Raw genomic sequence first — 14,668 nt, forward strand, 5'->3', positions numbered from 1 at the left:
TAAAAGTGAGGGATAGAACGGTGTGCTCTGGAACGGCTAAGGGCCGATTTACTGTATCTGCACCCGATACACCAAATACCCGCCCTGGCCCGGCAATAGCGCCGGTAGGGTGCCGCTGCCGCTGGGGTTGGGGGCGGTGCTGAGGCTGCACAGCGAGGCTAGATTTAGGCTGATGCTGCCCACACTGCCCAGATCGGGGCGTGCCAAGGTGCCGTTTGGGCAGGCCAGCTCGAGCTCCCCTGTACCGCCATAGGCGTTTTGTACCAGGGTGGTGAAGAAGGGGATGGGGTCGGCCAGGACCACATTGAAGATGGGCTGGCTGCCGATGTTCTGATAGGTGATGCGGTACTCGAGCACCTCCCCAGGCCGCCCCTGCACGTTGGCAGCGAAGGCGCTCCCGGTACTCACGTTGCGTACTTCCTTGAGCAGTTGCAGCCCCCCTGCCGTGACCACGGTGGTGGTGTCGAACACCTGCCGGGTGTCGGTAATGGTTGGGTTGTTGGCCCATCCCAGGGCGGCTTGAAGCTGGGCTATGTCAACCCGCCCCGCCGGCAAACCTGCCGGCACCACTACCTGCAACTCCAGGGCGCAGGCTCGCAAGCTGCCGTCGCTTTCACGCGGCCAGGAGGCGTCTACCGTAAAGCTCTGCGGCAAGGGTTGGAAACCCTCGCCTGCATCGGCAAAATCGCCGTCGCAGTTCACATCGCGGCGCAGGGCGTAGGTGTAGCTGCTCCCACTCTGGACAAGGTTTACCGTGCCCAGGGTGCCCGGACGGTACAGGTGGCTATAGGTAATCGTTCCTGGGCTGGGCGACTGCCCCGACTGATCGGGGGAGAGGCGGCTATCGCGCACCACCCCAAAGTTGTAGCCCTCGTAGTACTGCCCAGGGGCAAAGCCGCCGATGGTTCGGCTGGCCGCGGCAGCGCTGCCGTAGCCGGAGGCCAGGCTAACGCCGGCTCCGTTCACGTTGCTGCCGGTGGCGGGCTGCAGGGGGTGGGAGAGGGTCAGGCTAGAGCCAAAGCTGGCAGGGATAAACAGCATGTAAAGGCCGCTGGCATCGGTGGTGGCGCTGCGCACATTGGTTCCGTCTGATGCGCTCACCAGCACGTTGGGAATGCCAGGCTCACCCCCGTTTTGCAGGGCGTCGTTGGCAGTGCCCCCGCCCAGCCCATCGTCGCGGAATACCGTGCCCCGGATGCGCGAACCGTTGAACAAACCAAAGTCCTGGTTGGCGATATTGCTACTGCCCATGCCGACGGTACGGCTGCCGCTGGGGTTCATGAAGAGCCAGCCGGAGGGCGCGGCGGGGGTGGTGTTGGTGGGGCTGTTGGTCACCACCAGGGTGTAGCTGCCCGGAGCTACCGTACTGAAGGCGTAAACCCCGCTCCCAGGGTTTACCGCTACCGACTGCATCACACTGCTGCCTTGCACCAGGTTCACATAGACTGGGACCCCGCTGCTCCAGTCTTCCCCCGGCTCGCGCACCCCGTTGGGCTGTTGATCGGCGTAGATGCGGCCCGAGAGACTGGCCCCCTGGAGGGTAAGGGTGGCGCTGGCGGGGCCGGGGCTATTGCCCTGATCGGTCTGCAAGGCTCCAGCGGCCAGGGTGTTGGTGTAGCTGCTTGGGCTGCTGCCGGTAACGTTGACGGTAACGGTACAGGTGCCGTTGGCGGGGATCTGACCTCCGCTTAGGGTTACCGTGGAACTACCCGCGGCGGCCGTTACCGAACCGCCCGGGCAGGTGGTGCTGGCCGCAGGGGGACTGGCCACCACCAGGCCAGCCGGTAGGTTGTCCACCAGGGTAGCGGTCAGCGTGGCGACAGTGGCGTTGGGGTTGCTCAGGGTGATGGTGAGGGTGCTGGTGCCGCCGATGGGGATACTGCTGGGGCTGAAGGCCTTGCTGAGGCTGGGGGAGGTGGGCACGGTGCTATTTGCGTTAGCGCTGGCGGTCTGGCTGAAGGCGGTGCCCAGGGTCTGGGCGTTGTAGCTTACCTGGGCGATGTTGGTAATGGTCTGGCCGGCGGCGCTGGGGAGTACCTGAACCCGGAAGCGCAGGCTGGCCCCCTGAGTAGGCGGAATCAGCCCGCCCTGGCTGGCATTGGCCCCGGTGCCTAGGCGGAAGCGCACACAAGGGGGGCTACCGGAAAGTTCGCTGCAGGCGGGGCTGTACTCGGCGATGTCGTCTCCGCTGGCGTCGGTAAAGCTGCCGGTGGGGGCTCCGGTAGCGTTGCTGACGACCTGCAAGCTGCCCGGCACATACTGGGTGCCCGCCGGGATGGGGTCGCGCACCACCACTTTGGTAGCCCCATCCTGGCCGGTGTTGGTGAAGCTGATGGTGTACTCCAGGATGTCGCCTACTAGCACGTTGCCCCCGTTGAGGTCGGCTACGCTCTTGGCGAAGGTGGAGGTGAGGTCGGGGGCGTAAATGTTGACGGCAAAGGTGAGGATACCCGGATAGTAGGCATCGCCGGTAGAGACAAAAGCTACGCTGGTCGAGGACTGATTGTTGCCCAGCAGACCTGTGTTTTCCAGGCGATCGATGTCGAAGCCAAGTTGGTCAATGTAATTCGGGTTCTTGCTGGAAACGTGCGACCCCAGGTCGCTGATGGTGGAGTTGAAGTAGTTGGTTGCAGGGTTGGTGGCGTTGGAAACATCCGTGCCGTTAACCCGCAGACGGTCGCCCGTTATTCCCCGGTCGCCTTCGTAGGCCACTGTGCCCAACCGCAAGGTGACCGGGCCGGTGGCCGGGGTTAGGAAGCCGCTGATGGTGGTGTTGACCGTGGTTGTACCACCAACCTGCGCGTACCCGTCAAAGACGTTCAGGTGACGCAATGGTTGACTGGAGTGCTGATAAACCACCACCAGGCTCCACCCTGCGTAGCGGTTGCTGTTATTGGGGCTACCCTGAACATTGGCGGCCCAGTAGTTTCCATTACCGCCTGCCTGAACCAAGCTGGTGACCTCAACGAAGCTATGGTAAAGACTTCGGTCTGATACGGTGAGTAAGTCGGTCTGGGTGGCGGTCAGGGTGGTGTAGCCCCCACTGGCGGGGGTGCGGAATCGAACCGCGCTGGGGCTGGGCAGGCTGGGTGCTTCGGCACCCCAGTAGAGCCCGGCCCAGAGCACGGTGGCGCCAGCAGGCAGGTTGAGGCTGGCCGAGGAGGAGTTGAAGGTGGTGCTATCTCCGTCTGTGTCCACGTAAATCATGGTGTAGGAGTTGTTGTTGGCCAAGTTTCCGCTTGTTGTACCGTTCCTGGCGCTGGCGCACTGGCCGCCGTTTGTACCGGTTGGGGAGCAGGTCATGAGGGTGTTGCCGATGAGTACAATGTCGCCTGTGGTATTGGTGCTATAGCGGGAGGTGAAGTTGCGGATGACCTGGGCCTGGGCCAGGCTCAGGGTCAGCAGGAGCAGTACGATCAAAGACCTCTTCATCGGCCACCTCCCAGAATATCGAGGCGAAGGTAAAAACCCGGCGTGGTGTCGGGGGTCGGGCCCACAAAGCCGCCAAAGGTGTAGCCGGCGTTGAACCACAGGCCTTCTACCACCCGGAAGCTGGCCTCGAGCGAAAACGCCGTGGCGCTGCTCTGGGTGCCGGGCTGGAGCTGGTAGTAGGCGGCGGCCCCCAGGCCCAGCCAGTCGGTGAAGTAGTAGTTGCCGCCCAGGCCCAGCTGGTAGGTGTGGCCGGCGGGGTCGTCCAGCTTGAGGCGGTAGGCCAGGCTGGGGCGGAGCTGGAAAGCCAGATCCGGCTGATAGCTGGCGGCCAGGGCCCCCTCGAGAACACGCTCAGTTCCACTGCTAAGGCGGTGGTAGGTGAGCAGCGAGACCTCGCGCCCGCGCAGGGCATAGGCCAGCGTAAAGCGGCCCTCCAGCGTGGGCACCAGCTGGTAGTTGGCGTCCAGCGCGAGCGACTGCTGGGCGTCGAGCTGCCCGGTGGCCCCGGCCCGCAGCACCACCTTGGGCTGGCCGGCGGCCCAGGCGGTCTCGCCGCCCAGGGTGGCGGCGAAGTTCTCGGCCTGGTAGCGCAGGGCTAGGCCAAAGGCCAGCTGGTCGCTGCCGGTGGAGAGGCTGCGCTCGTAGCCGGCGCTGGCGTTCAGGCTCCAGCTATCGGAAAGGGGGAGGGGGGCTTCCAGGCCAAAACGGGCCCGGTTGCCTTCGCCCGAGGCCCCCGGGAGCTGGTAGGCGAGGGAAAGATTGGCGCCCCCCAGTTTTTGCTTCAGACCCAGGTTGCCCGATAGGCCCAGGCCCCAGGTCTGGGTCAGTTCGGCCTCGGCGCTCAGGTTGACATCCAGAGCAAGGGTGCTGTGCAAGCGGGTGAAGGCGCTCTCGGTCAGGCTAAAAGGTTGGGCGTGGGTAAGCTCGCTTCTTAGAGCCCCGCTTTCCAGGCCCAGCCGGCCCAGGGCCAGGGTGGTGCCGCTTTCCCAGGTGTAGCCCAGCCCGGCCCCCACCGAGAAGGCGGGTGAGAGGCGGCGGGTGTAGAGCAGGCCGGTGCGGTTGGCTTCGGCGGTCTGGTGTTCCAGCGAAACCCGGTCGGTTTCGCTCAGGCTGTAGGCCACCTGGGCCTGGCCCTGGAGTTTGCCCTCGTAGGTCAGGTTGGCGCTGGACTCGAGGGGACCGTTCTTGCCGGAGAGCTCGAGGCCCAGCCGCTCGAAGCTGCCCCGGCTGTAGGTGGCCCGCAAGCCAAAGCCGGGAAGCTGGTAGGCGGCCTCGGCCCCGTAGCGCCAGCCGTTGCCGGGCAGATAGGCCACCCCCGCGCCAATGCTGAAATCGCCCGTCCGCCAGCGGGCCCCGGCCCCGTAGCCGAGTTCGCGGGCGCTGCCCAGCGGGGCATACACCACCCGCAGGCGCACCGGCTGGAAGTTGGGGGCGCTGGGCCACAGCGGCTCTGCGAGGGTCAGGGTGCCGCTGGTAGCGTCCAGCACGTAGTCCTTGAGGCGCTCGAGGGGTCTTTCGCTGGCCCCCACCAGGAGCACCACCTGCTCGCTGCCGGGCTCGGCAGGGCCACTGAGCCGGTAGAAGCGGGTGCCATCGGGCACGATCAGATCGGTTTTACTGTTCACAGGCAGCCAGCCGGCAAAGCCCTGCAGGGCCAGATCGTCGCGAGTTTCGATGCGCAGGGCGGTGCCCTGGGGCAGCCCACTGAGCCCGAATACACTCAACTGGTCGGCATAATAGCCCAGGCCAAAGCCCTCCTGGTCGTAGCGCAGGGCCACCGGGTCGTCCGAGCGCAGCGGCCACTGGGCTTCGTTGCCCGCGCCCGTGAGCGGGAAGCTCCCGGTGGGGTCGGGCAGGTCGCGCAGGCCGCTTTCCACCTGGGGCTGGCCCTGGTTGAAGTGCAGCGAGCCATCCAGGGCGGCCCGCAGCGTGCCGGCGGCCAAGGGGCTTTCCAGGTAGCCGCGCCCCAGGCCAAACACCTGAATGCTCTCGCCCAAGCGTATCCCCACGCTGCCCTGGAACTGCCACAGCCGGTTCTGGCGCCCCAGCACAAAGAACTCGGCCTGGCCCTCGAGTTCGTCAAAGGCCAGCCGCAGGCGCAACGAGGTGGGGGTGGGGGTGGGCTTGAGCCGCAGGAGGGCCTGCCCGTCCTTGAGCAGCAACTGGTAACCCGACAAAAGCGGGAAGGCGTCGGGCTCGGTGGGCTCGATGGAGGTCTCCACCGTCACGGCACCAAAGCCCGCCGGCAGGCCCAGGGCATCCAGGGCCCGTATCTCTAGCTCAATCGGCGTCCGGCCATCGGCCAGAAGGCGCAGAGGGCGCACCTCCAGCCAGGTGGGGTTACCCGTTAAAAATACCTCCACCCGGTCGGAGCCGGCCGCAGTTTGCACCTCTATTAGGTTCCGGCCCGGTTGCAACGGCAGGCCGTAGTATTCCAGGCGCTGCAGACCTTTGCCGGTATCGTAGGTGGCCTGGCCCAGGTTTTTGCTGTCTACCGGCTGACCGTTGAGGCTCAGTCGGGTCTCGAGGCCGTAGGGGGTTTGCAGCACCACCCGAGCCTTGTCCACCCGAAAGAGGGTGCCGGGCAGAGGTTCTTGAATAAAACCCTCGCGGGACTGGGCCTGTAGCGGTCGGGCTTTCTCGAAGCTGGCGTAGCTCTGCTGGCCTTGCAGGTACACCTCGCGGTCGGCAAGGCGCAGCGTCAGGGTGGGTTCGGCAATGGGCCCCAGGCCCTCGCGGTGGCGCAGTTGGTAGGAAAAGACCCCCTGGGTCTGGTAGGGCAGTTCGAAGAACAACCGGCCTGCCTCGTCTATCCGGGGGTCGGGGATGGGCTTGCCGTCGAGCCTGGCTGAGCCGGGCTCGTAAGCGGCTGGGTTGGGGGGTAAGTGGGTGAGCAGCAGGCGCTCCCCGGTGATAGTGCTCTGGACGTTGAAATCCAGGTGGATTGTGGAAAGACGCAAAGGCTCCATAAGGGGCAGCGCGGTCAGGATGGCTTTGGCCGGGAAGGAGGCCGTAACCCCGTTTACCAGGGTCGTGACCTGGTTTTCCAACAGGCCCACCCGGCCCGCCTCGGCCTCGAGCCGCAGTTCGCGCACTTCCCCGGCCCCTAAGGTGAAGCGCAGGCTGTTGGGTAGCTGCATCTTGAGGCCTTCGTCGGGCGACTCTTGCAGCTCGAGGGTTACCGGGTGGTCGGTGGGGTTGCCCACGCGCAGGGTGAAAGTTACCGGGCTCCCCACCAGCACCCGCGCCGGCTCCACGGTTTTTTCCAGCTGCAACAGGGTGCGCTGGAGGCGATCGGGGGCGGTTTTATCACCGCCGTTGGAGGAGAGCCGGGCCAGGAAGCTCCCCTCCGCCGGGGCCCCAAAGCGCACCTGGGCCCGGTAGGTGTGGGTCGTGCTGGCCCCGGGCGCGAGCATACCGCTGAACGCAGGGCTTTGGGCCACCTCGAGCCACTCGGGGTAGGTGTCTTGCAGAGTGTAGGTCAGGGGGGCCTGGCCGCTGTTGTGTACTTTCAGCTGCACCTCCACCACCTCCCCCGGTATCACCATGCGCTTGTCGAGCGTGCGCGAAAGTTCGGCCACCGGGCGCAGCACCTGTACCTCGGCGCGGGCTTGGGCCAGGGGTTGGTTTTGCTCGTTGAGCAGGCGGGCGGTGTTCGTAAGGGTGGCGGGTGCGTCCGGGGCTACCCGGGCGCGTACCTCGAGCACCCGTTCTTCACCGGCCTGAAGCTCGAGGGTCTGGTCGAGCGGCGAGCCCTGCAACCCTGCGGCCAGGTTGTCTTGCAGACGTACCCGGCCTGCTTCGTCGCCGGTGTTCTGCACCCGCAGGCGCCAGGTGGCTTCACCGCCTGCTAACACGCTGGGGGTGAGCGCTTCCTTGCGCAGGGTAAAGGTAGCGGGCTGGAGGATACGCAAGCCGGCGGAGGCTTCTTGTTGCCAGGGGGAAAGCGCGGCCTTTACCACAGGTTCGGCCTTGCAGGTGGCCCGGGCCTGTATCTGCAAAACCGCGTCGCGGCCCTGGGCCACGGGGGCGGTCAGGCGGGTGGCGCCCAGGGCCTCCAGGCAGGGGGGTAGCAGAAGCTCCAGATCGGCGGGCAGCAGGCGGGGGAAAGCCGTGCTGACACGGGCTGTTAGGGTGGTCTGTTCGCCTACCCGCAGCGTGGTCGGGGCGGCTTCCAGGCTAAGCTCTACTTCCGGGTAAACCAGAAAGCGCACCCGCTGGGTCTGGCCGCCCTCGAGCACTACCGACGCGGGCCCCACCATGCGGGCGCCGCTCAGTTGGGGGGTGAGCTTGAAACCGCCCGGCGTTAGCTGCTGGCTCGCCCTTCCCTGGTTCAGGGTTATCTCCTGTTCGCCTACCTGCACCTTCAGGTCCAGGGGTTGTTCGCCATCTGGCAGCACCAGCACCGCCTCAACTTCCAGCGTGGCCAGGGGGGTTGGGGCCGGTTCAGGGGGGGCGATTTTTTCCAGCACAAAGCGGACCTGGCCCCCCGCACAGCCAAAGCGCACACTCTGGTTGCCCAGGCGTTCGCCGCCCTGTACCTCCACCCGCACCAGGCGGTAGCCTTCCGGCATGGTGGAGAGGGTAAGGGTTCGGATTTTGTCGCCCTCGGTGGCAATGGGTACGTTCAGGGGGCGGCCTTCGCTGTCCACCGCGCTGGCGGTTACGGGCCGCGGAGCCACCACCCGGAAGGCGTTCTGCTCGACCTCCATGCAGGCATCTACCCGGAAGCCGATGGTGTTGGAGTACTGGGTGGCGGTTTTGGGCTGGCGAAAGCCAAAGGTAATCACCCCCGGCTGGCGGATGTCGTAATAGGCCCAGTCCCGGTCGCCGGAAACCTCGCGCGGCTCTATGCGCCCGTCCGGCAGCCGTACCCGGCCTTCCATCTCCTTGGCGCCGTCCTCGTCGTAGAAGCCCACGCGCAGGGGCAGTACCCCGGGGCTCACGTTCAGCACGAAGGGCTCGAGCCAGTCCTGGCCTTTGATGGTGGTGACCGAGAGGGGGTTGCCGATCTGGAACTGGCGCACATCGTAGAGTTGCAGGGTGGGATCAACCAGCAACTCGGCGGCTCCGGGCACACTGGTCTGGATGCGGTAGCGGAAGGCGTTCTTGCCCAGGCCCAGCAGGCGGCTGGAAAGCTGGTACACCCCGGGCTCAACCGGCCCTCGGAAGAAGAGCACCCAGCGGTGGGGCTCCACCTGGTAGGTCTGCTGGGCCAGAATCTGCCCGTCGCGCGAAAGCATAAACTGCGCCACCATTTTGCCCTGGCCCCGGTCATAGCGCTCGTCGCCGAGCTCTTCCTGGCCCCGCAGGGCACGGCGGTAATCGTTCGGGTCGAAGCCAGGCGAATAAATTTGCAGGTTCAGAAGGGTGGGCTTGCTCACCACCACGCTGGCCCGCAACTCCTGAATCTCCCAGCCCAGCCGATCCCCTGGCACGATGCCCCGCAGGTCGGTGCGGGCCTGGGCCAGGGCTATGCCGCCGAAAGCCAGGAGCCAGAAGCTTAAGGCCAGCAGCACCCCAGGGTGCAGGATGGCCTGTGCCCTGAGCCCTGTCCCCTTCACGGATACCTCCAGCGGGCCTGGGGATCGGTGAGGAAGCCACCCGGCAGGTCATAGGTGAGGGTTTGGGTGCCCTGGAACTGCGCAAACCGGAACACCCGTTCGCCGCCGCCGGGCAGGGGGTCGGTGAGGGTCAGGTCGGTGAGGGTTTCGGCGGCGTTCAGGACCAGTACCACCCGGAATCCGCTCGGGAGCGGCAGCAGTTTCTTTTCCACCTTCAGCGGCCCAAACTCCAGGGTGGTCTCGCGCATAGCCCGAACCAGGCCGGTGGGGCGCTCGAGCGGGAAGTCGCTCACGGTCAGGCCCTCCACCCGCACCCGGTGGCGGTAGCCATCGCCCTGGGCTTCGGGGTGAGGGAGGGGCTGGAAGAGGGCCGAGGCGGCCTCGAGCATCACCTCAAACAGCCCCCCAGGCAGGTTGCGGAAGCTATAGCGGCCCTCGCCATCGGTCAGGGTTTGTAGCCCGTTGCTCAGGAGCACCCGTGCGCCCGGTAGCGGCACGTCCAGGCCCGCTGTGAAACGGCCGTCGCGGTCGGTGTCCAGGAAAACCCGCCCCAGCAAGCTGCGGGGCGGAGTGAACACCCCTTGCTGGAGCTGTACCACCGCCGAGGCCACCGCATGGGCCACCGCCGCGTTGCTACCGGCGCTGCCGATGGCCTGCACGGTGTTCCGAAGCAAAGGGCCTGCTCCGGCTCCAACGCGCATTTTGTAGCTCACCACCATGCGGGCGCCGGGGGCTAAGGTCAGGTTGTCCCAGATAAGCCGGTTCCCTTGCAGGAGGGGCTCGCCAGGGGCGGCGCTCCCGGGCAGGTACACCAGGCCGGGCTCGGGGGTGTCCTCGAGGCGCACCGTAAGCGCCACCTGGCCCACGTTTACCACCGTAACGGCATAGGTCAGCAGGTCGCCCACGCTGGCCTGGTTGGGCTGTACCTGCTTTTCCAGCAAGAGCGCCGAGGCCAGCACATTCAGGCTTACTGTGTTGGAGAGCAACGGATTGCTTATGGCATCGGCCCGCAGGCTAAAGCGGTTGAGAATGGTTGCGCCATTGGGAGCGCTACTGGCTACCCGGGTCTCGAGATTCAGGGTGCGGGTGCTGCCCGGGGCCAGACTCAGGTTCCAGCGCACCGTGCGGCTTGTGGAGGTGTAGGTACCGCCTTCCGAAGCCGAGACGAACTCGAGGCCCGCATCCAGCACATCCTCCACAAGGGCTTTCTCGAGGGCAATGGGCAGGGGGTTCTCAATTTCCAGCGTATAGACCACCCGCTCGCCGGGGGTCACGTTGGGGCCTGTGCGGGTGCTCTTGCGCAAGGTAATCAGCGAAGGATCCAGCACCTGTGCGACCCGGTTCATGGTGGGGTCGGCGTTGCCCGAGGCAGTCGAGCGGGCTTGCAGGGTGAACTCAAAGGGCGCCGTTCCGACTGCCAATCCAGGCAGGCAGACCGCAAAGCTCAGGCTGGCCCCGGCCGGCAGCACAATGGGGGAGGGCAGGCTGCCGCCCCCCAGGGTACGGTAGCTCAGGCTGACCCCGCTCGGCAGGCCCACTGCTTCCAGGGTGTAGGTGTCGGCGGTGTTGCCCCGGTTGAGCAGGGTGTGGGTAAAGCAGTAGGGTTGTCCGGCCAGAAGCTGGGCGCTTTGCTGGTCGGCAGCCCCCACCGCCTGCGGATTGTCCAGAGGTCCCAGGGCCAGGGCATACTGAGCCGCAATTTGCAGTTCGACGGAGGCCTGTGCGCTGCTGCCCGGGGACTCAGCGCTCACGATGTTGCGTCTGGGGCCCGCCAGCGCCCCGGCCCCAACCTGCATGCGGAAGCTAAAGAGCGCTTCCTCGCCGGACTCGAGGCCCTCCAGCACCAGGCGAATGCCCCGCACCTGGGTTGCGCTCGTGCTCCAGGTGCTGCCATCGCTGTACTCAAGGCGGCCTTTGGTAGCACCGGCCGAACCCATCACGTAGGTCAGGTCGCGCAACTCTGGGGTATCCAGCAGATCGCTCACGTAAATGGGTCCGGCAGCCCGCGCGCTGCCGAGGTTCCAGACCCGAATGCTGAAGCGCACCTCCTGCCCCTCGAGGGCCTCCGGGGTATCCACCGACTTGACCACGTTGAGCGCAGCCCCGCTACCAATGCTGACCCGGCTGTAGTTATCGTTGTCGCGGGTGCCGTCGGGACAGGTTGCCACCGGGCTGATGTGCAACTCGCCGAGGGCCGATAGCGGGGTTTGCAGCTCCAGAATCAGTCGAATTTCTTGGGCGGGCGCCAGGGTGACGCTGCTTATTTCCACTTCCCCGGCATCCAGCCGGGCGTTGCCGTTGATGTCGTGGTAAAACCGTACCGAACCCGGCGTCCAGGGTGCGCTGTCCTGTACCCAGCTCAGGCTGAAGGTAAAGCTCTGGTTGCCGCTGTTGCGCAGTAAATAGGCAAAGTACACAAACCCACCCGCCGGGACCACCGCTTGCTGGGCGGGGGTGCCTGGGGCTCCGTTTGGCGTGAGAGAAGGCACGCATACCGCCTGTACGAGGGTCTCTATTTCGTTTGAAAAATAAGTTTGCCCATTCACAATGGCCAGGGCCTGGTTGCGGATAACCGTTCCGGCGGGGGCAGCCCAGGCCAAGTGGAGCAGCAAGACCCACACCAGACCCCACCCGACACGCATTCCACTGTGGATTAGGGTAGTCCGGGAGGTCTGAAGAGGCGCGGGTATAAAAAAATTCATCTGGTGTTGTATGAAAAATCTAAATAAGGTTTGCGAGAGCCTGTGGTCGGCCCGCTCAGGGTCAATCATAGGCTCTCGCACGCTGTTTACCCGGTTATTTGCCCACCCCCCAAACGGGGGGCGGGACTAAAGCCTACTGCACCTGAACGCGGAAGGTGAGGGTAATGGTGGCCGAAGGTGGCATCTGGTCGGCGGCGGTAATGTTGCTATCGCCGTTGGTGTCCACCGCCACGTAGATCGAGCTGCCCGCGCTAAGGGTGGTCGGGGCGGTAGCACTCCAGGTGGTGCCGTCGGTGGAGTAAAGCACCGTACCGCCGCTAAAGCCGCTGATGGTAGCGCTCACGCTGACGAAGTTGGTATAAGACGGCAGCGGGTCGGTGATCACTACCTGGGAGAGGTTGCCCGTCCCGATGTTGCTGGCTACCACGGTGTACTCGATCACGTCTCCGGGGAGTGCGGTAGCAGCGTTCGCGTCGCGTACGGTGCTGCTGGTGCCCACATAGCTCACGCCGGTTTTGGTCAAGCGCAGGTCGCCGCCAACCACGGTGGTGGTCTCACTGGCGCTATCGCTGGCTGTGGCGCTACCTACCGTGCAGGTTGCGGTCACGGTATTGACGTCGGTGCGTCCGATGGGCTGTGCGGCGGGGGTGAGTACCCGAACATACAAGGTCTGGCTGCCGCCGTTGGCCGCTACCGAGAGCCCGCTCAGGCTGGCCGCCCAGGTGCTGCCATCCAGCGAGTACTGATACGTCCAGCCAAAGCTGCCGCCGTCCCCTGAGATGCTGCACACTCCGCTCTGGTTGGAGTTGTTGACCAGGGTATGGGTGTAGGTAAGGGTGCCGGGGGTGGTGATGGTACCGGTGCGGTCGGGGCTAAGGGTGACCTGGGCCACCAGGTTCACATCCACCGCACCCCGGATGGTATCGCTTACGCTGCCCAGGGTGGTGCTGGTGATGGTGAACTGCACGTTATCGCCGGTGACGGGGGTGGCGTCTGCGGGTGCAGCGCCGGCAGGTACCTGAACCACTGCAATATAGCAGCTTGTGCTGCCGTTGTTCAGCAGGCCCGTACCGCTTATGGGGGCGGGGGTGGGGGTGTCCATGCTGCCGTCGCAGTCGCTGTCGGGGTAGAAGACCGCCGTCCAGCCCGTGGGCAGCGAGGCCGAGAAGGTGTAGGTATCAGGGTTCTGGCCGGTGTTGCTCACCTCGAAGGGGAAGAGGGCGCTGCCACCGGGGTTCACGGCCGGGTTGTGGCCTGGGCGGCTATCGTTGGTGGGGTCGCCGGCTTCGCTGCCTGCGGCGCCGTTGGTGTTGTGGGCGGCGTCCACAGCGTAGCCCGAGACCACCGAGGTAACGGCCAGAGTAGTTTCATCCACACCGTCCAGGAGTGTCGCCACGTTACCGCTCGGATTATTGACCGAGTTGGCGTTCAGGGTCACGCTACCACCGGTGGTCTGGCTGGCCGGGATGGCGCAACGAACCACCACCGTGTAGGTGGCCCCTGCAGCCAGCGGGCCTACCGGGCCGGAGAGCGGTGTCACGCCGTCGGACTGCAACAGGGTGCAGACCCCAATGGTGCTGGGGCCCAGGCTCAGGGTAAAGCTATCCGAGGCATTGCCGGTGTTCTGCAAAGTGGAGCTAAAGCTGATGGTGCTACCCGAGAAGGCTGAGGCCAGGGTCTGGGTATCGGCCCCATCCACCGCGCTGGCACCGGTGCCGCCGATAGCCACGCTATAGCGGCTAGCAGTGGTGTTGGTGGTGGTGTTGGTGGTGATGGTCTGGTTGGCCGTGCCGTTGTTGAACTGCACGGTCGCACTATTGGAGTAGGCGGTTCCCGCGGCTGAGGCAGCGGGTACGGTGGCCTGGAAGCTAAAGGTGTAGGAAGCGGTCTGGGGGAAGAAGGCCCCGCTGCCGCTGATGAACATGCCTACCCGGTTGGTTCCGGTGGTGTCGCCGGTCAGGGGCAGCGGCGAAGTGGTGCTCCAGGTAGCACCTCCGTTGGTGGAGTACACGATCTGCACCGTGCCAGCGCCTGCACTGCCGGTGGGTGCGGTCGATACGGTAAGGCCGTTCGGGATGGCGTCGGAAATGAGAATGCCAGTTCCGAGGCCGCTTACGCTCACGCCGCTGGCCGCACTACCGCCCACATTCGAACCGCTGATGGTGTAGGTGATGTTGCTGCCGGGGCTCACACTACCGGCGGGGCTGGCCGACTTGGTGGCGGTGAGGGCGGCGGCGGTGGTGGCGGTAGCCCGGGCCCAGTTGTTGGTGTCGGTCACGCTGGGGCTGCCGGCCGAGGTGCCGCTCAGGTTGAGATTGCCAAACTGGCCGTTGGTGGCCGAGGCCGGGATAGTTCCGGCCACAATCACACATGCGCTGGCCCCTGGGGTTCCCTGGCGGGTCAGGTTCACACTGGTGATGGGGGTGTTCTCGCCGGGGTCAATGGTGCCGTTGCAGTTGGCGTCGAGGTAGATGGCCGTGCTGCCCAGGTCGAAGTTATCCCCGGTATCTTGCACGGTGGTCAGGTTGATGGTATCAGAGCCGTTACCGGTATTGCTGACCGTGTAACTGAAATAGACGGGTGCGCCTGGGAGGGCGTTGCGGGTCTGGCCAGGGGCGGCCTGGGTGCCGTCCGGGGTGATGCTGAAGCTATAGACCTGCTGCACCACGGTGATGACCTGGTTCGAGGTGGTGGTGCGGGCCTGACCGGCCGAGTCAATATAGCTGGCCGAGGCCTGGTTGGAGATGTTGGTTCCAGCCGGGGTCTGCTGGGCCATTACAGCCCCAAACAGCACCAGCGCTGCAACCAACAGAGCGAAGAGTTTGTTCATTCCTGGATTCCTCGACTCATCTAAAGAATTCGGTTGAGTAACGAAGTGGTGTGATGATGGGTAAAAACCAACATTTTGGAGAGGATTGGTTTGAAAGCCGTTGCCAAGCAGAGAGGGAATGTTGTATTGGACGGTGACGA

4 protein-coding genes are annotated in these 14,668 nt (G+C 65.2%); all 4 read right to left on the reverse strand.

Annotation, left to right across the window (positions count from 1 at the left end):
- Positions 1–48: 48 nt before the first annotated feature.
- The 4 genes from Mhypo_RS11045 to Mhypo_RS11060 all read right to left on the reverse strand — a co-directional run bounded on the left by Mhypo_RS11045 (position 49) and on the right by Mhypo_RS11060 (position 14,528).
- Positions 49–3,432 (reverse strand): DUF7933 domain-containing protein, encoded by a 3,384-nt coding sequence (locus Mhypo_RS11045; RefSeq protein WP_119341351.1) that lies wholly within the window; start codon positions 3,430–3,432, stop codon positions 49–51.
- Positions 3,429–8,996 carry a hypothetical protein gene (locus tag Mhypo_RS11050; RefSeq protein ID WP_240637222.1) on the reverse strand — a complete coding sequence of 1,856 codons (5,568 nt, stop codon included), beginning with the start codon at positions 8,994–8,996 and terminating at the stop codon, positions 3,429–3,431. Before Mhypo_RS11050 ends, Mhypo_RS11045 begins: the two co-directional genes overlap by 4 nt.
- The gene (locus Mhypo_RS11055) at positions 8,993–11,638 is read right to left on the reverse strand and encodes a hypothetical protein (protein WP_240637223.1); all 2,646 of its coding nucleotides are present in this window, start codon (positions 11,636–11,638) and stop codon (positions 8,993–8,995) included. The genes Mhypo_RS11050 and Mhypo_RS11055 overlap by 4 nt, the downstream gene beginning before the upstream one ends.
- Before the next feature lie 193 nt (positions 11,639–11,831).
- Positions 11,832–14,528, reverse strand: coding sequence for a beta strand repeat-containing protein (locus Mhypo_RS11060; RefSeq protein WP_119341352.1), 2,697 nt, complete (start codon positions 14,526–14,528; stop codon positions 11,832–11,834).
- Positions 14,529–14,668 lie beyond the last annotated feature (140 nt).

Origin of the sequence: Meiothermus hypogaeus (assembly GCF_003574035.1) — a bacterium.
GTDB lineage: Bacteria > Deinococcota > Deinococci > Deinococcales > Thermaceae > Meiothermus > Meiothermus hypogaeus.

Excerpts from the sequence above, each read along its gene's own strand:
- Mhypo_RS11045 (WP_119341351.1), bottom strand. The coding sequence starts at position 3,432 with ATGAAGAGGTCTTTGATCGTACTGCTCCTGCTGACCCTGAGCCTGGCC.
- Mhypo_RS11055 (WP_240637223.1), bottom strand. The coding sequence starts at position 11,638 with ATGCGTGTCGGGTGGGGTCTGGTGTGGGTCTTGCTGCTCCACTTGGCC.
- Mhypo_RS11060 (WP_119341352.1), bottom strand. The coding sequence starts at position 14,528 with ATGAACAAACTCTTCGCTCTGTTGGTTGCAGCGCTGGTGCTGTTTGGG.